This is a genomic window from Laedolimicola intestinihominis, from assembly GCF_040096155.1.
Lineage (GTDB): Bacteria > Bacillota > Clostridia > Lachnospirales > Lachnospiraceae > Laedolimicola > Laedolimicola intestinihominis.
The window spans coordinates 63014-84678 of sequence record NZ_JBBMFE010000003.1 but is presented as its reverse complement, the minus strand read 5'-3'; the positions used below and the strand labels follow the sequence as shown (position 1 = coordinate 84678).

Here is a 21665-nt window from a genome sequence, read left to right as displayed (position 1 = left end):
GAAAATGCTGGAATTTATTTGACGCGATATGAAGACGATAAAAGTAGTAGCTGCAGTTATCTGTGATTCTATCAAAGATAAGAAACAGATTTTGGCTACAGCAAGAGGATATGGAGAGTTCAAGGGCCAGTGGGAATTTCCAGGAGGAAAGATTGAAAAAGGTGAAACACCTCAGCAGGCTCTTGTGAGAGAAATAAAAGAAGAATTGGAAGTAAACATTAACGTTGGTGAATTGATTGATACTATTGAATATGATTATCCCGCATTTCACCTTTCGATGGATTGCTTTTGGGCAGAAATTATATGCGGCCAAATTGTGTTAAAAGAGGCTGAGGATGCAAAATGGCTTACGATAGATAAATTGAATAGTGTAAAATGGTTGCCGGCGGACGTTGCATTGATTTCATGTATTAAGAATAATATGCGTGTTCAAGAAATGCTTACCAGAAAAGTGAGTGTTGAAAAACTGAATGAGGAAAAGACAAAGAAGCTTTGGGGCGAAATAATCGTAGGTGTAGGAGGTCAGGAAATAGAATGGTGTTATACAGATGTCCTATACTCGTTTAAAAGTATGTATTTGTTAGGAATTAAAGCAAAGTATCCAGAGTTGGTTGAGGTATGCGGACATACAATTAGGCCACAAAATAGAAATTCCCCAAGAGAATTGGCATATAGCGAATATTTTATTTTGAGTTGTGTTGATAAGTGTAGAGAACTCAATAATTATCAGGGATTGCAACAATTTATTGATGTTTATGAAACTGTTGGAAATGTAATACCAGTTTGGCCGGGGGGAAATGTTCACAGAGGACAATTTTGTTGCTACGATTGTCCGGATATTTATTTTAATAATGAGAAAATCAGGGATCACGCATTGGCATTTTATAACAAATACTCAAATTCATATATGTGCGGAGATGATGCAATAATTGCTGGAATATACAAGAACATGTCTGTAAAAAGTTTGATTAATATGGACAAAGACGAATATGAAAACTATATTGAGCACGCAATTAATGTCATTAAATGGAGAACTGAAAAAATAGAATGATACCGCCAGATGTTCTGGAGTCGTGAAAATATATTTTGGAAAATGGAGGTAAATTATGCCTAAATACACAGATGAAGATATTAGAAATATGAGTAAAATAACATGTAAGATAGCGGCAGATTACCTAGGCATATCCCCTATGGCGGTTAGTATCGGCATGAGAAATGATCTTTTACCGATTGGTTTTGCAATTCACAATGAAGAAAGAGATAGAACATATTCTGAGAGTTGGTCCTATCACATAATTGGTGAGAGATTAATTGCATATAAGTATGGGAAAACATCAGAAGTACAAGTTCAAAATATAGAAAAGAGTCTAAATACTATAATAGAACAGTTTGAAGAAATGAAAAAAGATTTGGTTTTTCTATTAAGCGAAAACGAGAATCAGCAGAATTAGAGCTTTATGAATATGCGTTTTCGCTTGGAAAATACAAAGATGTTGACAAAAAATATGCAGGAAAGGAGCTGCCGGGGTGGAGAACGAAAAAGGAATAGTTAAATTGACTCGTAAGCAGCTCTATGATGAAATATGGGCTCTTTCAGTTGCAGGTGTAGCCAGAAAATATAACTTGAATTATGGTAAACTGATAGCAACTTGTAAAGTAGAAAATATACCTTTTCCTTCTTCTGGTTATTGGACTAAGAAGAATATGGGAAAAGATGTATCGAATGAGATTGCCGAATTTTCTGGATTGGAAGATACAGAAATTTCATTGATAACGAAAGACGCGGTTATTAAGCGTGTTCGGAAAGCTAAGGCAGAAGTAGTAGAGAAAGTGCATACTGACATAACAGAAGAATTGGACGTAACAGCCGAGGAAGATTTACTGCAGAAAAAAACGGAGAACATACCTAAGTGGTCGGATGGAATTCTTGATTATTTGGATGAGACGGAAAGAAATAAAGTATTAGAGTATGCGTGCAATCTGCAGATAAGTCAAAGTACACGATTGCATAAAATGTTGGTCCAATACAAGAAGGATATTGCAGATTATAAGTCAAAGCTGAAAGAAGCACAGAGTAGACCATACTATAATCCAAGACATAACAAACCAGAAAACGAGCCTGAATTCTTTAAGGAAATGTCTGATGAGTGTATGACTCGTGCAATTGCAATATTAGATACCGTATTCAAATCAATTGAATCTTTAGGTGGAAGCATTAATAGTGATTTGTCTGTGAAAATTAGAGGTGATATTGTTAGATTTCGTATGGTTGAGAGTCAAGACCAAGTGAAGCATGAAATGACTAAGCAAGAGGCACAGGCGCTCGTAAAATATAATGATGATATCAAAAATCATAGATGGGCTTCAAAACCGCAAATTAGAAAGTATGACAAGGTATATAATGGTAAACTTCGTATTGTGTTTGGGGAGCGAAGCTACATTAGAGATAACGATTCTGAAAAATTAGAAGATAGAATGGGTGATATTTTGGTTACCCTGTATGAGAAGGCAGAAGAGAATAGAATTGTACGAGAAGCACGTGAAGAGGCAGAACGTAAGAGAGTTGAAGAAGCGAGACGCAGAGAAGAAAATAGACAAAGAAAGGAACAAGAAATTCGTCTTGTAAAAGAACTTGTAAACAAAGCTGAAGACTATAGAATTGCAAAGGAAATAAGAGAATATATTCAGGCTATGATAGATAGTGGAAATGAAGATATTACTCCAGAATGGATTGAATGGGCTCTGAAGAAAGCTGACTGGTATGATCCGTCTATAGCGACTGAGGATGAATATCTGGGAAAACGTCAGCATGAAAAAAGTGCTGAAGAAAAGGAAAAATCTTTGCAAGACAGTATCAGAAAGAGCTGGTATTGGTAAAAATGAATGGAGGCAATTTGATGGATAAAGATCCTTTTAAAGAATATATAAAGCAATCAGAACCGAATAAAAGAGACAAAGGTTACGCCTGGCATACAGCTATCGGACTTCAAGCAGTGGATGGATTAAAGCCATCGAAGTATTTGATTGATACTGCAATAAAGAATATTGAAGGTGATATTTCAATTGATGAAGCGCAGGAGCTTCTCAATACGTATTATGAAGAAAATCCAAAAGAAGATACAGAAGACCGTACGGAAGAGGCCGACAAAGTTGCCGTTAGAATTGCAAAAATTTTGTCGGAGAAAGCATTTAGTTTTACTCCGAATGAGTATATCTCTATTCATAAAAAGTTGTTTGCCGGGATTTATGGACATGCCGGAAAACTGAGAGATTATAATATTACAAAAAAAGAATGGGTGTTGAATGGAGCAACGGTTCTTTATGGAAGTGCGTCAGAACTTCGCACAACCCTGGACTATGATTTTGCAGAGGAAAAGAAGTTTAGCTATAAAAACCTGAGTATGGAAGATATTATTCATCACTTGGCAATCTTTGTATCAAGATTATGGCAGATACATGTATTCGGAGAGGGAAACACACGAACTACAGCAGTATTTTTTATTAAGTATCTTAGAACGCTAGGATTTGACGTAACCAATGATATTTTTGCGGAGAACGCATGGTATTTTAGGAATGCGCTTGTTAGAGCTAATTATAACGATTTAAAAAATGGTGTTCATGAGACAACTGAGTACTTGGAAATGTTTTTAAGAAATTTGTTGTTGGATGAGAAGAATGAACTTCATAATCGTTCGATGCATATTAGTGGAGTGTTTGAAGAAGTGGACATTGAAAACACAAAAGTGGATATTGAGAGTGAAGAAGTGGACATTGAAAACACAAAAGTGGACATTCGAAATAAATTACTTTCTTTCTCAGATACGATTTCAGAAAAAACAATAAATCATACAGTAGAAATATTCTCAAAACATGGAAAAGAAGATTACTTTGGAAGAACGATTGTAGAAGATATTACCGGATTAAAGCCATCAGGCGCTTCCAAGTTAATAAAACTGTTGGTTGATAGTGAAGTGATTGTGCCGGTAACTGGACATGGAAAAGGAAAATATCGGTTTCAATAAAAGGGGACGTTGAAAGGGTGTTAATGCCATTCGCAAAACTGCCCAAAACAAATCTGCGGACCGATATATTACCAAATTCGGTAGCAGTATTTATAATGATTTTGCATTATAAAAGTGTTACAAAATATCGGCATACCCGCCACACGTTTACAAAGTCAAACGGTCTGTACGCCATGTCTTAACCTTATGATTGCGGATGTTAGCAACATGTCAAAGGGCAATGCCAACGTCCATCAGGATATCCTTTACTACGGAGAATCCGTTCTGGAACATATTGATGAAGTTTTTCACAGCGGTGATAGCACCACCGATCACAAGACCAATGCCGGAGAATACCTTCAGCACAGCGCTAATTCCGGATGTCGCTGCACCGATGCCCTTGATGGCTCCCGTGACCGTATTCACGGCACCTGCAATCGTCATGATACCTTCGATACCATCCAGCATATCGGAGGTTTTCCATCCGGCCATGGTCATGTAGTTCATGGCATCCGCAGACTCGGATGCTGTTTTTACAGCAGCAACGCCAAGAGCTGTAACTGCAGCAGAGGCGGGAAGGAGCTTTTCACCGATGGAGGAAACCTTATCGCCTGCGGACTTCAGGTTTTCACCAGCAGTAGCAATCTTCTGCACAGCAGTAGCAGACTGATTTGCCTGTGCCTCCAGCTTTTTGAGATCTTCTTCCGTTTCGATAATCTCCCACTGAAGGGCATCATACTGTTCCTTTGAGATGTCACCATTCGCAAGTGCCTGATTTGCCTGCTCTGCAGCAGTCTTGAGAGTGGCGAGCTTTTCCTTTGTTTCACTGACGGCGCTGGAGAGGAGCTTCTGCTTCTGCGCAAGCAGCTCGGTGTTGCCTGGATCCAGTTTTAAGAGCTTTTCGACATCCTTGAGCTGACTCTGCGTATTCTTGATTTCTGAATTGACACCCTTTAAGGCTGTCTGAAGCTTGGTGGTATCGCCGCCGATCTCGACCGTGATACCCTTGATTCTACTTCCCGCCATAGCGCACCTCCTCTCTGCAAAACGGGTATAGAAAAAGCACCGTCCAAATAAACCTTGAACGATGCTCTGATAGTTATCGGATTGTTGCTTAATCTTCTATCTCTTTATATTTTGTTTTATTGCAGTGGTCACTGCATCTATATTGAATGGCTTTGAAATGTGTCCGTTCATTCCAGAATCCAAGGATGTCTGTACATCTTCCGTGAATGCATTTGCAGATTGTGCGATGATTGGAATTTTCGCAGCGTCTGGGCGCTCCTTGCTCATTGCACGAATTGCCCTTGCCGCCTGATGCCCATTCATTTTAGGCATCAGGACATCCATTAGAATCACATCATATGTGTCTGCTGGATTGTTGGCAAAACAAGCCACTGCGTCCTGTCCGTCTACTGCACGAGTTACATGCATACCTGCTTTTTCGAGCAGCGTGATTGCCAATTCCGCATTCAGCTCATTATCTTCTGCGAGAAGAACCTTTACTCCATTAAGGCTGACATCCTGTATCAGATTCAGCTCAGGTATCTGTTTTGGGTCTGCAAGTTCCATAGGAATTTCTACTGAAAAAGACGAACCACACTCTTTCTTGCTGTGAACCGTAATTGTACCGCCCATCAGTTCTACATATTGCTTGGAAATTGCCATTCCAAGTCCCGTTCCGGCATAATGTGTTCGTGCGCCGTTATCCTCCTGTGAAAAGGGTTCAAACAGACTTTTCTGAAATTCTTCACTCATACCAATGCCATTGTCTTTTACCACATAACTGCCTACAATATGCCGTTCGTCTATGCCAGGTTTGATACTAATTTCAAAAGTAATCGTTCCGCCATCTTTTGTAAACTTGACCGAATTACTCAGAAGATTCGTCAATATCTCACGAATTTTTGTTGCATCCGTCAGAACATAAAGTTCTTTGGGGATGTTGCGATGTATCTCAAATGTTAAATCCCGATTCAGCAGGAGTCCATCCACGATAGCAATCACATTATCTATTAGGACAGGCAAATCCTCCGGCTCAGGTGAGAAGCTTACCTTTCCGTTCTCGATACGGCTAAGATCCAGTACATTATTCAATAACAACAGCAGATGCTCTGAACTTATTTTTACCTTTTGCAGACTATTGTGAATTTCAGATACATTTGTCTGGTTCAGTGCAATGTCCGTAAATCCGATAATAGCATTCATAGGTGATCGAATATCATGTGACATGTTAAGTAAGAAGGATGATTTTGCTCTGTTTGCGGTCTCTGCTTTTTCCGCAGCCTCGCGTAATAAAAGCGTCTGTTCAATTTCATCTTCTCTTTTTCTTTTGTAGCCGATAAAGCAGACAGCACAAAGCAAAAACAGCATACATCCTGCCATAGTTCCAACATAAACGGATGCTCTTCTTGTTCGCTCTACCAGCCCATTCACAGACTGCATATCCATTTCAATGCATAAAGCACCAACTATTTCATCCGAATCGCCCGTTAAATCGCCTGTTATAGGATAACAGGCTGTGAAAATAGGACCCCATGTCGTATCAACAATGTTCTGCGAATACACCGTTTCTCCTGAAAGAGCCTTGCTAATATACGGAATCATTTCATCCTCAATATAGTCTCCCGGATGTCTGACATCTCCTGCGTTGGGATCCAGACCGTCCACCACATAGATCAGCCTGTTTTCTTCATTTCGGGTGGCGGTGTATAAATATCTGGTTGAATTCAGCGTTCGAATTTCATTTAGAAACGAGGAAATCTCGTGATACATTTCTGTATTTTCATCAGATTGATGGCGGAGCGTGGCAAATTCTTCTCTTCCGATTTTTTCATTTACCAATTTATGGATTGCATCCGCATTTTCCATATCACGTTTGAGTTCCGTTTCAAGGGCGATATCTGTATACGATTTTTGCAGAATATATGTATATGCTGATGCCAACAATATGATTGAAAGCGTCAAAATTGCAAATAAACCTATGGAAATCTTAGTAAATCTCTGCTTTAACTCCTGAATGTCTTTGACTGACTTCTTGTCTGCTTGTGTTTTCATTCAATTTGACTCCACTTCTTATTTCGTAGAAATATGTGGAAAGGACTGATGTAAATACCGCATCTGCAGAGCGTGCATTTTTCCATCAGCTGATTCGCTTTTCAGATTTATCCTTTAATTGTTTCCTCATTCGAGGATTTACATTCTGAAAGGTCAGACAACATTTTCTTGCTCTCTAAAGCTGCTTCTGCCGCTGTTTCCTGCGGCACGTCCAGCCTTAATTCAAATGGAATGCCGTATTCTCGAACCACAGTTCTCAGAAACATATTGATTGCAGTTGTCATATTCAGACCGAGTTCATTAAAAATCTTCTCAGCCTGATTTTTGATTTCCTTATCCGTTCGGATGTTCAGATTTGTTGCTGACATACGCAAAATCTCCATATGGTTTACAGTATACTCACATACTCGTGTCACGTCAATATAGTGTCATTATATAAGCTGTAAACTTTCTGTTAAAAGGCATCTATGTCAGATTGCGTAGCCATCTGTGAATAGCCTTTATATTTATCATTTCCGCCTTCTGCGTACATATCGTTCACCATTCCGATTGTGAGTAAGTCAAGATCCCGGATGGAGATGCCGAGTTGTACGCAGCGAAGCAGAAATAATGGTGTGGTCATCGGGCGGTCAGTTGCGTGAAGTTTTTTTTAGACTCCACATCCGTTTGGACATTCAGCCCCCACAGCTCGATAATCTTCGGAAGCACCTGGTAGATGGAGAAGGTGCTGAACTCATCCAGCCACTCCTCCGGGCTGTCCGGGATGAAAGGGTCTGCGTGCTTTGCCATGATGTAGGCGATATTCTCGAACATCTCAAGGGAAAACATATCGAGGTGAGAGGAATCCTCATCACCGTTTCCGACTGCTTTTCCAAGCGCATCGAGATCCTTATAAATATCCCGATGGAACTTAATACGATAAATACGCGGAATGGCGGCAGATGCCTTGAAGGGCACCTGCTTTCCGTCAATCTCAATCATCTTTGTCATACCCATACGATCACTCCTTTACTGACTTTGCAGCAACAATATGGGGTATGAGGGCGATCTGGAGCTTGCAATGATTCCTGAGTCCTTCCGTACCGATGTGCTGAAAGAAACACTGGATACCAACAAGGTGCTGGTGGAGAACGCCAATGTGGAAACGGCGAACTTTGCTTTGCTGTTCGAGTTTGACGGTGATGTGAAGAAAATCCGCCATGTGTTGTATATGTCTGCTTGGGCAAATGAGGCGGGGACATTACAAATCGAATTTCTGAATAATCCAGGAGTTCTCAAACAAAGAAATAAAGAAAATATCGCAGGTATAACAGACTACCATTCAATAAAAGCTGGTATTGAGTTTGTGATTCATCCTGACATGGTTCTTGTAAGTGAAAGTAAGTAGATATATTCCCACAAACGGCTCGAACACGAAAAAGGCTGTGGACTTGTTCCCTTAAACGAGAAAATAGCAAAGACATTCTGCATATCCAGACAAACCACGATGTGGAGCTGGTGAAAATCGCCGGTTATATGCACGATATCGGCAACGCCATCAACCGGACCCACCACGCGGAATACAAGCCGAAAATTGAGAAGGACAGATCTGTGATCGCGCTGGATCTGCAGATTGACGAAAGTATCTGCTTCATGTATGATTATTTTGAGAGCTTCCTGGGGCGGATGATGCTCTGCCGGAAATCGGCTGAGGTGCTGGGAACCACATTTAAGCTGACGGTGAACGGACGGAAGGTTTTGTAGGGGATAGCGTTGATTTCAAGACATGGAGGGGGAGTGGAATGCAGGTTATCCTGAAAGATGAAATAATCCAAAAATTAAAAGAGGTTGGTTTGAAAATCGGAGATACCGTAATGGTTCATACTTCCCTGGGAAAGATGGGGTATGTCTGCGGCGGCGCACAGGCTGTAATTGAGGCGCTAATGGAAGTGGTTGGAGATTCCGGAACAATCATGATGCCCACACAGTCATGGAAAAACCTGGATCCGGAGACGGGGGTTCATTGGGAGGCAGATCAAAAGGACTGGCAGCTCATTCGGGACAACTGGCCGGTTTATGACAAAAATCTGACCCCGACCAATACAATGGGTGCTGTTGCGGAAATGTTCCGGCAGATGCCCGGCAGTGTCCGGAGCGACCACCCGGCTCGGTCTGTGTGCGTGTGGGGCAGATATGCGGAATATCCGGGCAAGCATACCTGTGTGGAACACAGCGCAGTGTCAGAAGCGGGGAAAAGAGTCTGGAAAGCCTACGAAACCCTGTTTGTGGATGGCAATGATTTTGAAAAAATCGGAGAGGATTTTGAAGAAGCGTATGCGGTTCCCGGGGTCCAGATTGGCAATGCCTTTGTCAGGCTGATGTATCAGAGAGAGCTTGTGGATTTTGCGGTGAAATGGATGGAGACAAACAGGGCGTGAAAACGTATATCAGTCAATTAAGGAGGAGTTATTCATGGAGGTATATAAGAAAAGCTACACCGGGTTTGTGATCTGGCTCATCGGATTCTGTGTGCTCACAGTAGGCGCGTGTTTTCTGCCAAATCTTAGCACACAGCTCACGCTGGCTGTCGTAGATAATGCGTGCACCATCGGTATCTTTATCCTGACCTTTCTGATTTATCAGACAGAGTATGTCTACTGGTACAATGGCACCAGTTATGAGGACGCCAAAGCCGCAGGCAGCGAGCGGAGAAAGGCGTTCGCTCTGGCGCATATGAAGCGGTTCGGGTACTTTGCGCTGGCGTTTCTGGCGTATACGGTGGTGTCGCTTATGCTTGGGATTCCCTATGGATTTGATATAGTGATTGCCTGTGTGGGAATTCTGATTGCGGCGCTCAGTACTCTGAAAATAAAGTTATAAAAGAGAGTATAGCTTTGGCAAGCTTTTTCCAGGAAAGGTGCAGAAACGGGAAGGGCTTAATGCAGGAAAGGATGAAACAAATGGCATCAAACTATGACAAACAGGTTGATATCGGAAAGAGTTATTTTTTGAAATATGATCAGGAAAAGTTAGCAGTGAAATTCCATCTGGAAATGGATGAGCGGTATCTGTACCTGACCTATATCGGGACACCCTGCCGCATCGAGCGGGTCACCGGTACGGTCTATGAAAAGAATGGGGAGGCATATACAGAGTGCCGTTCCTACGAGACCGTCATGACCATCTACGACATGCTCTGCCACAGTTCAGAGCCGGAGCTTCCGCCCCTCGGTGGAAAATGGACGCTGGTGGCGAATTTTGCAGCAGCAGGAGCAAGCCCCAGCGCGGATATTTTCTCACAGAAATACGCCGATTATTTTTCCGGAAAAGTGGAAGAATTAAAACAATCCTGCATCCGCCTGGGCGGTCAGATAAAGCCCAGGCTGGCAGGCGCGGACGTGACGGCAGAGATCCCCGCATTTTCATTTTTCCCGGTTTTGATTCAATTCTGGGACGCCGACGATGAATTCCCGGCACAGATCAAAATCATGTGGGACGATCAGACCATGCGGTATCTGAATTTTGAGACGACATACTATTTACAGGGCGATCTGCTGGAACGGTTGAAAATGTTTGCGGCAAAATCATGAAATGACAAAAATGCGAAGAAACGAGATGGTATGATGAATAACTGCACGCCACATTCTCGTTACTTCGGAATGGGAGGGGAGAATGCAGACGAAGGAAAATAAATTTACCGGTTTTTCCGGAAACCAGTTGAAAGTATTTGCCATCCTGGCCATGGCTCTTGACCATCTGGCCTGGACCCTTTGGCCGGGCTACGATAACAAGGCCTGGTGGCTTCTGGGTATTCACCTGATTGGCCGTCTGGCGGCTCCCACCATGTGGTTTATGATTGCCGAGGGCTATCAATATACGAAAAATCTGAAAAAGTATCTGGAGAGGCTGTTCGTTTTCGCAGTCATATCCCATTTCGCCTACACCTTTTGTTTCGACATTTCCTGGATTCCATTCCGAAGCTCCGTGCTGAATCAGACCAGCGTAATCTGGGCTCTGTTCTGCGCGGCGCTGGCGCTGTATGTGAATGACGAGGAACGCCGGAGCTTTGCTCTGACGGAGTGGCAGAAGAATTTGCTGATTCTTCTGTTATGCCTGTTGGCGTTTCCGTCCGATTGGTCCTGCTTTCCGGTCTTATGCTCCCTGCATATTTACAACAACCGGGGAAATCTGAGAAAACAGGTGCTTGGGATGCTGGCTTACATCTCCATGTATGTGCTGGTATGGTGTCTCTGCATCGACGTGGTATATGGTCTGCTGCAATATGGCATCATCCTTGTGTGGCCGTTTATGTATTACTATAATGGAACCAGGGGAAACTGGAAAGGCATGAAGTGGTTTTTCTACTGGTTTTATGTGGGGCATCTGGTATTGATGGGTCTGCTTCGCGTTTATCTCTATGGAAACGGTTCCACCATTATCGGATAAAAGGGGAAATAAATGAAAGAATTGCATACAGCGCCTGCGTGTATCCGGGTGCGTGGCGCAAGAGTACACAATTTGAAAAATATCGACGTGGACGTGCCTCTGAATAAAATCGTGGGAATCGCAGGTGTCTCCGGTTCAGGGAAATCTTCTCTGGCTCTGGGCGTTCTGTACGCGGAAGGCTCCAGGCGTTACCTGGAATCCCTGTCTACCTACACCAGGCGGCGTATGACAGGCGCAGCCAAGGCCCAGGTGGACGAGGTTCTGTATGTCCCTGCGGCATTGGCTCTTCATCAGCGGCCCGGCGTTCCGGGCATCCGAAGTACCTTCGGTACCGGAACAGAACTTCTGAATTCCTTAAGACTGATGTATTCGAGACTTGCAAGCCACCGCTGTCCGAATGGCCATTATGTGGCGCCAAGCCTTGCAGTAGCGGCCGGTTCTGAGCTGATTTGTCCGGAATGCGGCGAGCATTTCTATGCGCCGTCGGCGGAAGAGCTGTCCTTCAATTCCCAGGGGGCATGCCCGAAATGTGGCGGTACCGGAAGTGTTCGTACGGTAAATCTGGACACGCTGGTGCCCGATGAGTCCCTGACCATTGACGAGGGTGCGGTGGCTCCCTGGAATAGCCTCATGTGGTCCCTGATGACCGATGTGTGCCGGGAAATGGGCGTGCGTACCGATGTGCCTTTCCGGGATCTGACGGAAAGGGAAAAAGAGATTGTTTACCATGGTCCGGCGGAGAAAAAACACATTTTTTATAAAGCAAAGAAGACCAATCAGGCGGGAGAACTGGATTTTACTTATTTTAACGCAGTCTATACCGTAGAAAATGCGCTTGCGAAGGTAAAGGATGATAAGGGCATGAAGCGGGTAGAGCGTTTTCTAAAAGAAGAAATCTGTCCGGAATGCGGTGGAAGCAGACTTTCCGGACAGGCCAGAGCACCGAAGCTTCGCGGCATTGGGTTAGAGGCGGCCTGTCGGATGACCCTTGGGGAGCTGGCGGACTGGGTGGACGGTGTGCCTGCATCTCTGCCAAAAGAGATGCGCCCCATGGCCGAAAGCATCTGCGAGTCCTTCCGGAGCGCGGCAAGGCGTCTGATGGATCTGGGACTTTCTTACCTGTCACTGGATCGGGCGGCTTCGACGCTGTCTACCGGAGAGCGTCAGCGGATGCAGCTGGCCAGAGCCGTCCGGAACCGAACCACCGGCGTGCTCTACGTGCTGGACGAGCCATCTATCGGTCTGCATCCTTCCAATATCGTCGGACTGAATGCAGTGATGCAGGATCTGATCGCCGACGGTAATTCAGTCATTCTGGTGGACCATGATATCCAGATCCTTGCAGAATCCGACTGGATTATCGAGATGGGACCGGAGGCAGGCGCAGGTGGGGGACACGTGATTGCCGAGGGCAGTATCCCGGAGATTGTGGCAAATCCGGCTTCCATGATTGGTCCGTTTTTGTCAGGAAAGGCAGACAGCCGGATACGCTGCCAGGCGGCAGAAACAGACTTGTTTTCTCTGGGAAAGATCCATCTTTCCACGGCGCAGATTCATACGGTAAAACCATTGGAAACAGACATTCCCAAAGGCAGGCTGACAGTCGTAACCGGCGTATCCGGTTCCGGAAAAACTACCATGGTACTAGAAAGTCTGGTACCGGGTCTGCAGGCTGTGACAGCCGGAACCAAGCTGCCGGAGCATGTGAAAGGGATTTCAGCCGAAGGCATCTCCCATGTAAAGCTTATCGATGCCACGCCCATCGGGATCAATGTACGCTCTACCGTGGCCACCTATGCCAACGTCCATGATGAACTACGGAAGGTATTTGCCAGGACGGCAGACGCAAAAAGAGACGGTTATAAAGCAGGCGATTTCTCCTACAATACAGGGGCGCTGCGCTGTCCAATCTGCGATGGCACCGGAGAAATCAGCCTGGATGTGCAGTTCCTTCCGGATGTGGATATCCCCTGTACTGAGTGCGGCGGATCCCGGTACAGGAAAAAGACCTGGCAGATTCGGTATGAAACGAAATCAGGAAAGCAGTATTCCTTGCCGGAGCTTATGGAAATGGATGTGCATACGGCGCTGGAGGCCACGAAAGATCTGAAGACTGTTCATCAGCGCTTGGAGGTTCTGGAAAAGCTGGGGCTGGGCTATCTGACCCTGGGCGAGGAGACGCCAAGCCTCTCCGGCGGCGAAGCCCAGCGTCTGAAGCTGGCCAGTGAGATGGGGAAAGGTCAGTCTGATTCGGTCTTTGTCTTCGATGAACCCACCATCGGCCTGCATCCGCTGGACGTCCGGACTTTGTTGCAGGTCTTCCAGACCCTGGTGGACAATGGTGCTACGGTGATGGTTATCGAACACGATCTGGATGTGATCAGGAACGCCGATTATATCATTGATATGGGGCCGGGCGGCGGAGAAGCCGGAGGATACATTGTAGCTGCCGGTACGCCCGCGCAGGTGGCGGCCAATCCGGAAAGTGTGACCGGAAAATATATGCAGGAAAAATAAAGCCATAAAACGGCAGACATAAGAATACAAAAGCAGGGGACAATAGCAGTGTCACAGAAAATACAGCTATTGTCCCTTTTTCATGATTTTTCTTATAGATAACAGGAGGTTCTGTCATGCGAAAACCGAACGAGCAGCTCATTGATTCCTATGATTATCTGGCCAATGCCGCATCAGCCCAGGACTGTACGGGCCTGATTCCAGGCGGGGTGAAAGATGTGGACGAGTTGGAGGCCTACAACGAACTCTATCATTATCGGCCGCCGCAGATCAAAAAGCGACAGGAATAAGCAAAACATGCGTTCACTATCTTTACAGATATGTAAAATAGGTGTAACATAGAAGCCATGAAAATGAAAGTAAAGGCGGAGAATACACATGGATTATTCATTAAATACCAAATGCGTACAGGCCGGTTACACACCGGGAAACGGAGAACCGAGACAGATTCCGATCATTCAGTCTACCACCTATAAGTATGACACCAGCGAGGATATGGGAAAGCTTTTTGATCTGGAAGCGGAAGGCTATTTCTATTCCAGACTGCAGAACCCTACCAATGATTATGTGGCAGCGAAGATCACGGCCCTGGAGGGCGGTACGGCAGGTATGCTGACCTCATCCGGACAGGCGGCGAACTTCTTCGCTCTGTTTAATATCTGCGAGGCAGGCAGCCATATCGTGGCGTCTTCCTCCATCTACGGCGGTACCTATAACCTGATTGACGTGACCCTGAAGAAAATGGGTGTGGAATCCACCTTCGTGGCTCCGGACTGCACAGAGGAAGAACTGAATGCGGCATTTCAGGATAATACCCGGGCTGTATTCGGAGAGTCCATTGCCAATCCGGCCCTGACGGTACTGGATATCGAAAAATTCGCAAAGGCGGCCCACGCCCACGGCGTACCGCTCATCGTGGACAATACCTTCCCGACGCCGGTAAATCTGCGGCCTTTTGCGTGGGGCGCTGACATTGTCACCCATTCCACCACCAAATATATGGACGGCCACGGCGCGGCTCTGGGCGGAGCCATTATCGACAGCGGTAAGTTTGACTGGATGGCCCATGCAGACAAGTTTCCCGGGCTCTGTACGCCGGACGAATCCTATCATGGTATCACTTATGCAGAGAAATTCGGTAAAGAGGGAGCCTTTATCACGAAATGTACCTCCCAGCTCATGCGGGATCTGGGCTGTGTCCAGTCTCCCCAGAACGCCTTTATCCTGAATCTGGGTCTGGAGTCCCTGCATGTGCGGATGCCCCGCCATGTGGAAAACGGCCAGGCTGTAGCAGAATTTCTGGAGCAGCATGAGAAGGTAGAGTTCGTCAATTATCCGACGCTGCCCTCCAACAAATATTATGAACTGGCGAAGAAATATCTGCCCAACGGCGGCTGCGGCGTGGTTTCCTTCGAGCTGAAGGGCGGAAGAAAAGCGGCGGAAAAATTCATGAAGAACCTGAAGCTGGCGGCCATTGAGACCCATGTGGCGGACGCCCGCACCTGCTGCCTGAATCCGGCCACATCCACCCACAGACAGATGAACGATGAGCAGCTGGCCGCTGCCGGGGTTCCGGCCGGGCTCATCCGAATTTCCTGCGGACTGGAGGATAAGAAGGATCTGATTGCGGATATCGCCCAGGCGCTGGATGCGATTTAATGCAATAGAATTCAATTTTTGTGAAAAAATAGTCTGTATTTGCAACTGTTTCTCAGAAATGGTGCAGATACAGACTATTTTATGCAAGGGGAAAATCCTTTGGAATCCCATTCAATATCACTTATTTCTCCGGAAACATTTTCCGGAAAATCAGTCGGATAAACGGTCCGCAGTACATCAGCTGCCAGAAGAAAGCCACCGGGAAATTCATGAAAGTGGTCTGCAGCCAGACAGCAATAAACTGAGAGCCGGCGTTTTTGAACAGCAGGGTTGCAATCAGACTCATGACCGGACACATGATGCAGATAATCATGACAGAGATAGCCAGCGTGATAACGATCGGGCGATCCTGCGGCGTTACCATGCGGAAAGCGAGCTTGTGAGCCAGGTTATCAACCACAAAGAACTCCAGGATAAAAGCTATCGGCCACATGATGACCATTTCATGAAAAGCCATCAGAAAGACCTGATTGCTCATTTCTCCGATATTCAGGGAAATGTTGTAGCAGATCATAGCATAGACCATGAGGAAAGCCATCATAAGAGTGAAAATGACATTTTGAAATTTTGTTTTTGGCATAAAATTGTTCTCCTTTTCGAAAAATGGGTACAAAAAAGACACATGTGTTGTTCGTTATCAAGAGCGAAGCGCTTGTGTCGTTTCCAATTCTATACCAGTTCTGATTTGTTCTGTGAAATTGTCCGCCGCTTATTATACGGAAAAAGGGATTCAAATGTCAAGAAAAAATTTTGACAAATTACTTTTACATGCTACATATTATCCTTTGGAAAATAAATATGAAAGGTATAATAGAATTGACGAACTATCCATAGCCCCACCTACGATTTCTATTACCGGGGAGATAAGATGTGCATGTTCCTGAGGATCCGATATAAGGTCAACAGTGATTATGGCGGCTAAGGCAGGGGACTGTTTTGGAAAATAGAAAGTGAAATAATAAAAGCGGCTGAATGGATCTGCTGTAGGATCCGGACAGTCGTTTTTTGATATAATACAGTGGAAATAAATTTTTTCCGGACGTATGCGACCAAACCCTGTTCCCATGCATCTAATCTATGTAAAGCAAATGCAGCGCGCAACCAAATAACCAAAGCCGGCGGGAAGGAAACAATGAAAAAAGAAGAACTGGGAGAATTGATCATGGCATCGGAGGACGCCATGTATCATGTGGCCAAGACCCTGTTATACAGCGACGCGGACTGCGCCGACGCCATTCAGGAGGCCATTGTAAAGGCATTTTCCAAATTAGATACATTGAAAAAGGACGCTTATGCGAAAACCTGGCTCATGCGGATTCTGCTCAATGAATGCTACAGCGTCATGCGGAAGGAAAAGCGCGTCGTATCCCTGGAGGATTACCGACAGGAGGAAAAGACAGAGGAGCAGAAGGATTATTCGGATCTCTATGAGGCCATTTACCGGCTGCCGGAGGAGATGCGGTTAAGCGTGACTCTCTACTATCTGGACGGGTACAGTGTGCGGGAGATTGCGGCAATGATGGAGACCACCGAAAGCGCTGTGAAAAATCGGCTGGCCCGGGCCAGACAGCGGTTGAAAAGGGAACTGACAGAACGGGCCGCGCAGTAATAAAGAAAAAAGACAGTTTCGCGCCGACAGTAAAGCCGCGGAGTTCCCATGAATCTGATGAATGAAGATTTACCAATAAGAAAAGGACGGAGCAGGGTATGAAATTAGAAAATATGAACCGTGATTTCCCGAACATGCCGGAGAGCATGCGGCAGATGATCGAACAGGAGATAGAAAAGCAGCTGGCAAAACCGGATGTGCTTCCCGGAAATCGAAAAGCCGGACGCCACATTCCGAAGAAACGGCTGGTCGTAGCGGTAGCCGCCGCTACACTGGCCCTCGGAACCACCGTGTTTGCAGGCGTGCTCTACGGACTGAAAAATAACCAGGTGGGAAAATACGCTTACGAGACAAAGCAGGAGCGTCAGGACGGCACTCAGGACAGCGCAGTGTCCGCCGCAGACGAACAGCACTATGTGAAGATACAGGCATCTTACCTGCCTGATGGCATGGTACAGACGGAAGAGGGCAAATACAACTACCGGGGTGGCCGGGGCGGCGTGACCATGGGCTGCTACTATATGGACACCGGAGACACTTCCTTTGAAAAGCTCAGTTACAATGTGACGGAAAAAGAAGAACTGAAGGTGAACGGCCGCGACGGCGTCTACCTGAAAACTGCATTGGAGGCCTATAACCAGAGTCTGTATGTGACCTACCCGGAGGAGCATCTGGTACTGGAAATGCTGGCAAGCTCCGATATATCCAAGGAAGAGGCCCTGAAAATCGCCCAGGGTGTGACTGTGACGCTCACGGAAGAGACCGTCGGGGACGATGTGATGCTCTGCTATAACTGGAGTAAGTACCTGGATGCGGAAAAGGAAAACGCACTGGCGGAAGAAAGCTCTGATTCGGTAGAAGTGACCTTTTCCCAAAAGCTGCTTGAGAAAGCGGAGCGTATCGGCAGGATCATGGATATGGAAAACAATGGTTTGGAGAAGCTGCCGGGACTGACCGCAAAAGTAACCGATGTACAGACGGCCGACAATCAGAGCATCCTGCCGGAGGGCATGCTGGACGCGGAGGCAGCTACTGCCTTTGACGCAAATGGAAACCTGAAGAGCAGCACCATTTCTTATATTAAAAAAGGTGACGGTATCGATACGCTGGATCAGGTGGTGAAGACGGAAAAATCCGAAAATAAGCTGGTCTACGTGACCGTCGAATATACCAATACCGGAAGCGACACACTGACCGATATCATGTACAACGGTTCAATCCAGCTTCTGGAGACCAAAGGCGACCGGGCAAGCGTATGGCATCGGGAACTGGAAACACCCGCTACAGGCGATGAGTGGGACTATGTCGTCGAGGAAGGCCTCATGCTGACTGCTGAAGTCGGCGCCTACGACGTCTACGGCGGCGAGCGGGGTAATAACTACATCGACACATTGAAGTCCGGCGAGACCGTTACGGTCCATGCGGCCTTCGCGGTTCCTGCCGACAAGCTGGGCGAGATGTATCTGAACCTGGACAATACAGGGGATACCGAGAGTGCGCTGGAGAATGGCTGGATGGTGGATATCCGGAAGTAAAACAGTTATAAGTAAAGATTGGGATATGAGAGAAAAAAGATCGGAATCCGTTTTTCCGGTCTTTTTCTCTTGCATTTATCGCTCTCTGTGTTATAATAGTTCAAAAATGAACTATCCAAAAAAGAAATAAAAGGAGAATGAAATGGTTACGGAAATTGAATTTCCAAGGAAGCTCCTTCTGGCCTACAATGCCATGTGCAAGCCTTTATGCAAAAAGCTCGGTCTTCCGCAGACAGCCTTCGACATCCTGATGTTCCTGGGTAATAACCCGGAATATCGGACTGCCCGTGATATCGTGGAGGTGCGGGATATCAAGGCAAATCTGGTATCAGTCAACGTGGAGCGGCTGGTGCAGGAGGGGTATCTCAAGCGCCGAAGCGTAGCAGGGGATCGGCGAAAAACAGAGCTTCTCTGCACGGAAAAGGCGAAACCGCTCATCAAAGAGGGGCGGGCAGTACAGCTGGCTTTTGGCGAAAAGCTGTTTGCGCAGGTGGATGAAGAAACCCGTAGGGTGTTTGTGGAGACCCTGGACAGCATTGGAAAGAACGCAGAAGAAATCTTGAAGGGAGAACATTAAAATGAAAATCTTACTTACTTTTTTTGTGACATTTTTTGCCGGCATGGGAGCAGGTCTTGGAACCGGATTCGCCGGTATGAGCGCAGCGGCGGTCATCAGCCCCATGCTGATTACATTTCTGGGAATGGAGCCCTATATGGCGGTGGGCATCGCCCTTTCCTCGGATGTGCTGGCCAGCGCCGTATCCGCTTATACCTATAAGAAAAATGGAAATCTGGATGTGAAAAACGGTCTGATTATGATGGTCAGTGTGCTGGTATTTACGGTGGTGGGAAGCTGGATATCCAGTCTGGTGCCGTCCACGACCATGGGAACCTTTTCTGTCTTTATGACCTTCCTGCTGGGCATCAAATTCATCGTGCGGCCGGTTATGACCACGAAGGAGGCCATGCAGGGCGTATCCGCGAAGAAGCGGGCGATTCAGTCCATGGTCTGTGGTATCTTCATCGGCTTTATCTGCGGCTTCGTGGGCGCAGGCGGCGGTATGATGATGCTTCTTATCCTGACCTCGGTGCTGGGCTACGAGCTGAAGACAGCGGTGGGAACCAGTGTGTTTATCATGGCCTTCACAGCATTTACCGGAGCGGTATCTCATTTCGCCATCGGTGGCACGCCGGACTGGACGGTCTGGATTCTCTGCGTGATCTTTACCCTGCTCTGGGCGCGAATCGCGGCGGTGTTTGCCAATAAAGCGACCCCGAAGACCCTGAACCGGGTGACGGGTGTGATTCTGGTGATTCTCGGAAGCGTGGTTATGGCATTTTCCATGTTTGCGTAAAAAAGAGAGTGAATTCGGTACAAAAAAGTCCTCGGAGCAGCTTCGGGGACTTTTTTTGTGCTCTTTAGTGTATTTGTAAAATGAATTTACTTTTATCTTGACAAATAGTAAGAGCAATGTATTATATAAATAGAGATAAAGTAAAACTGTTTTATGAATACAGATAGAGAAAAGATATTTACTTGGGAGGCAGCTTTTATGCCGAAAACAGGAGTCAACAACACAAGACTGAAGCAGCAAAACCGGGGGCTGATTCTCCAGCTTATCGCCACGGGGGAATGCAGTTCGCGCATCGAGCTGGCGCAGCAAACCGGGTTGTCAAAAATGACAGTGACCTATATCGTCAATGAGTTTCTGGAGCAGGGAGTTCTGGAAGAACGGGAAAAAATGCAGGTGGATGGAAAAGGACGTAATCCGATTCAGCTTTGTATTTCCCACAGGGCGCCGAAGCTGATTGGTGTGCATATTCATCGGGAACGATGCAGTGTTTTTCTCTGTGATATGCATTTGCAGGTTCTGAAAAAACTGGAATACCAGATGAACGAAAACGTGGCGGAAGAGTTTTTCCCTCATATATTTCGGTCGATTGATGAGATATTGGATACATTTCCGGAGAAAAAGATTTTCGGGATTGGAATTGGCTCCATGGGACCGGTGGATACGCTTTATGGAGAAATTCTGACGCCCATCGATTTTTATGGACTTCATGATTTGGAAGTGAAACGAAAAATTCAGACGCAATATCATCTGCCGACATATTTTGACGGAGAATGTAATTGTGCCGCGATTGCGGAAAAGTATTACGGCAGTGGCAGCGACTGCGATGATTTCCTTTATGTGGGTCTGGGAAATGGCGTGGGCGTGGGAGTAATCGTAAATGGAGAGTTGTACAAAAACGGGACCGGTATGATTTGTGAACTGGGCCATACCAGCATTGACTGGAATGGGATTCCCTGCGACTGCGGAAACAGAGGCTGTCTGGAAAAATATATATCGAGTGATATCATAGAGAGAAGGCTTATGGAAGCTACGGGCGATGGGAAACCCTTTGCAGCCTTCTGCAGTGAGATGGAGGACGCGCTTGTAAAAAAAGAAAAGGGAATGGAATGGACAGAGCGGGAAAAAAAGATGGATGTCATCTTTTCGGATATGACAGAAAAGCTTGCATGTGGTCTTATCAGTTTTTGCAACAGTTTCAATCCGCAGAGGGTCATCATAGGACATGAGGGGTGGTGGATTCCGGATTATTATCTGCTGCAGGCAGAAGAGATTCTGAACTGTCGTCAGATATTTCGAAAATATCGTAAGATTCCGATTGTAAAGGCATTTTTCGGAACGGAATCTACAAGGATTGGCTGTACCGGCGCGTTGCTGACGGCAATTTTTAACGGAGAGTTAATTTGAATTTTTTATATAAGAGGAGGATTTTAACATGAGAAAAATCAAATGGGGCGTTATGAGACGAGATTTGTCAAGGGTATTTTTTCATAAAAGAACGCCCTATGCA

20 protein-coding genes and 3 pseudogenes are annotated in these 21665 nt (G+C 45.9%); 18 read left to right on the top strand and 5 right to left on the bottom strand.

From position 1 onward, the window contains the following. Window positions 1–28: 28 nt before the first annotated feature. The 4 genes and pseudogenes from WMO29_RS04590 to WMO29_RS04575 form a co-directional block, all read left to right on the top strand. Window positions 29–424 (top strand): annotated as a pseudogene (locus tag WMO29_RS04590) ((deoxy)nucleoside triphosphate pyrophosphohydrolase); the annotation flags it as partial. 682 nt (window positions 425–1106) lie between these two features. Further along, a complete protein-coding gene (locus WMO29_RS04585; protein ID WP_349163956.1) occupies window positions 1107–1451 on the top strand; it encodes a hypothetical protein in 345 nt (114 codons plus the stop codon). Window positions 1452–1527: 76 nt separating this feature from the next. Beyond that, a complete protein-coding gene (locus WMO29_RS04580) occupies window positions 1528–2877 on the top strand; it encodes a hypothetical protein (RefSeq protein ID WP_349163955.1) in 1350 nt (449 codons plus the stop codon). A 20-nt stretch (window positions 2878–2897) separates the two neighbouring features. Further along, a complete protein-coding gene (locus WMO29_RS04575) occupies window positions 2898–4022 on the top strand; it encodes a Fic family protein (RefSeq protein WP_349163954.1) in 1125 nt (374 codons plus the stop codon). A gap of 357 nt (window positions 4023–4379) precedes the next feature. Here the strand turns inward: WMO29_RS04575 and WMO29_RS04570 are convergent. The 4 genes and pseudogenes from WMO29_RS04570 to WMO29_RS04555 all read right to left on the bottom strand — a co-directional run. Continuing rightward, window positions 4380–5027 (bottom strand): annotated as a pseudogene (locus WMO29_RS04570) (phage tail tape measure protein); the annotation flags it as partial. A 96-nt stretch (window positions 5028–5123) separates the two neighbouring features. Next, window positions 5124–7058 carry an ATP-binding protein gene (locus tag WMO29_RS04565; RefSeq protein ID WP_349163953.1) on the bottom strand — a complete coding sequence of 645 codons (1935 nt, stop codon included), beginning with the start codon at window positions 7056–7058 and terminating at the stop codon, window positions 5124–5126. Window positions 7059–7165: 107 nt separating this feature from the next. Beyond that, window positions 7166–7426 (bottom strand): type II toxin-antitoxin system RelB/DinJ family antitoxin, encoded by a 261-nt coding sequence (locus tag WMO29_RS04560; protein ID WP_349163952.1) that lies wholly within the window; start codon window positions 7424–7426, stop codon window positions 7166–7168. Between the two features lie 250 nt (window positions 7427–7676). Then, window positions 7677–8054, bottom strand: coding sequence for a hypothetical protein (locus WMO29_RS04555; protein ID WP_349163951.1), 378 nt, complete (start codon window positions 8052–8054; stop codon window positions 7677–7679). 25 nt (window positions 8055–8079) lie between these two features. Between WMO29_RS04555 and WMO29_RS04550 the strand changes: the two are divergent. From WMO29_RS04550 to WMO29_RS04510, 9 genes and pseudogenes are all read left to right on the top strand, one after another. Continuing rightward, window positions 8080–8268, top strand: a pseudogene (locus WMO29_RS04550) (major tail protein); the annotation flags it as partial. Between the two features lie 278 nt (window positions 8269–8546). Then, window positions 8547–8801 (top strand): hypothetical protein, encoded by a 255-nt coding sequence (locus tag WMO29_RS04545; RefSeq protein WP_349163950.1) that lies wholly within the window; start codon window positions 8547–8549, stop codon window positions 8799–8801. A gap of 38 nt (window positions 8802–8839) precedes the next feature. Continuing rightward, window positions 8840–9475, top strand: a complete 636-nt coding sequence (locus WMO29_RS04540) for an AAC(3) family N-acetyltransferase (protein WP_349163949.1) — start codon at window positions 8840–8842, stop codon at window positions 9473–9475. Window positions 9476–9509: 34 nt separating this feature from the next. Continuing rightward, the gene (locus WMO29_RS04535; protein ID WP_349163948.1) at window positions 9510–9917 is read left to right on the top strand and encodes a hypothetical protein; all 408 of its coding nucleotides are present in this window, start codon (window positions 9510–9512) and stop codon (window positions 9915–9917) included. A gap of 80 nt (window positions 9918–9997) precedes the next feature. Beyond that, a complete protein-coding gene (locus tag WMO29_RS04530; RefSeq protein WP_349163947.1) occupies window positions 9998–10627 on the top strand; it encodes a DUF3786 domain-containing protein in 630 nt (209 codons plus the stop codon). An 82-nt stretch (window positions 10628–10709) separates the two neighbouring features. Continuing rightward, window positions 10710–11483: a TraX family protein gene (locus tag WMO29_RS04525; RefSeq protein ID WP_349163946.1), complete on the top strand. Its 774-nt coding sequence runs from the start codon at window positions 10710–10712 to the stop codon at window positions 11481–11483. A 12-nt stretch (window positions 11484–11495) separates the two neighbouring features. After that, entirely contained in the window at window positions 11496–14000 is a 2505-nt protein-coding gene (locus WMO29_RS04520; RefSeq protein ID WP_349163945.1) for an excinuclease ABC subunit UvrA, read from the top strand. A gap of 116 nt (window positions 14001–14116) precedes the next feature. Beyond that, complete coding sequence (locus WMO29_RS04515) at window positions 14117–14290, top strand: hypothetical protein (protein ID WP_186873422.1); 174 nt, start codon at window positions 14117–14119, stop codon at window positions 14288–14290. A gap of 88 nt (window positions 14291–14378) precedes the next feature. Next, a complete protein-coding gene (locus WMO29_RS04510) occupies window positions 14379–15659 on the top strand; it encodes an O-acetylhomoserine aminocarboxypropyltransferase/cysteine synthase family protein (protein WP_349163944.1) in 1281 nt (426 codons plus the stop codon). A 121-nt stretch (window positions 15660–15780) separates the two neighbouring features. Here the strand turns inward: WMO29_RS04510 and WMO29_RS04505 are convergent, their stop codons facing one another. Next, a complete protein-coding gene (locus WMO29_RS04505; RefSeq protein ID WP_349163943.1) occupies window positions 15781–16239 on the bottom strand; it encodes a DUF2798 domain-containing protein in 459 nt (152 codons plus the stop codon). 552 nt (window positions 16240–16791) lie between these two features. Here WMO29_RS04505 and WMO29_RS04500 point away from each other — a divergent pair. From WMO29_RS04500 to WMO29_RS04480, 5 genes are all read left to right on the top strand, one after another. Continuing rightward, the gene (locus tag WMO29_RS04500; RefSeq protein WP_349163942.1) at window positions 16792–17268 is read left to right on the top strand and encodes an RNA polymerase sigma factor; all 477 of its coding nucleotides are present in this window, start codon (window positions 16792–16794) and stop codon (window positions 17266–17268) included. 98 nt (window positions 17269–17366) lie between these two features. Continuing rightward, on the top strand, window positions 17367–18803 hold the full coding sequence (locus WMO29_RS04495; protein ID WP_349163941.1) for a DUF4367 domain-containing protein: 1437 nt from the start codon (window positions 17367–17369) through the stop codon (window positions 18801–18803). A gap of 142 nt (window positions 18804–18945) precedes the next feature. Further along, window positions 18946–19380, top strand: a complete 435-nt coding sequence (locus tag WMO29_RS04490) for a MarR family winged helix-turn-helix transcriptional regulator (protein ID WP_349163940.1) — start codon at window positions 18946–18948, stop codon at window positions 19378–19380. Between the two features lies 1 nt (window position 19381). Next, entirely contained in the window at window positions 19382–20158 is a 777-nt protein-coding gene (locus WMO29_RS04485) for a sulfite exporter TauE/SafE family protein (protein ID WP_349163939.1), read from the top strand. A gap of 198 nt (window positions 20159–20356) precedes the next feature. Next, window positions 20357–21562, top strand: a complete 1206-nt coding sequence (locus WMO29_RS04480; RefSeq protein WP_349163938.1) for an ROK family transcriptional regulator — start codon at window positions 20357–20359, stop codon at window positions 21560–21562. Window positions 21563–21665 lie beyond the last annotated feature (103 nt).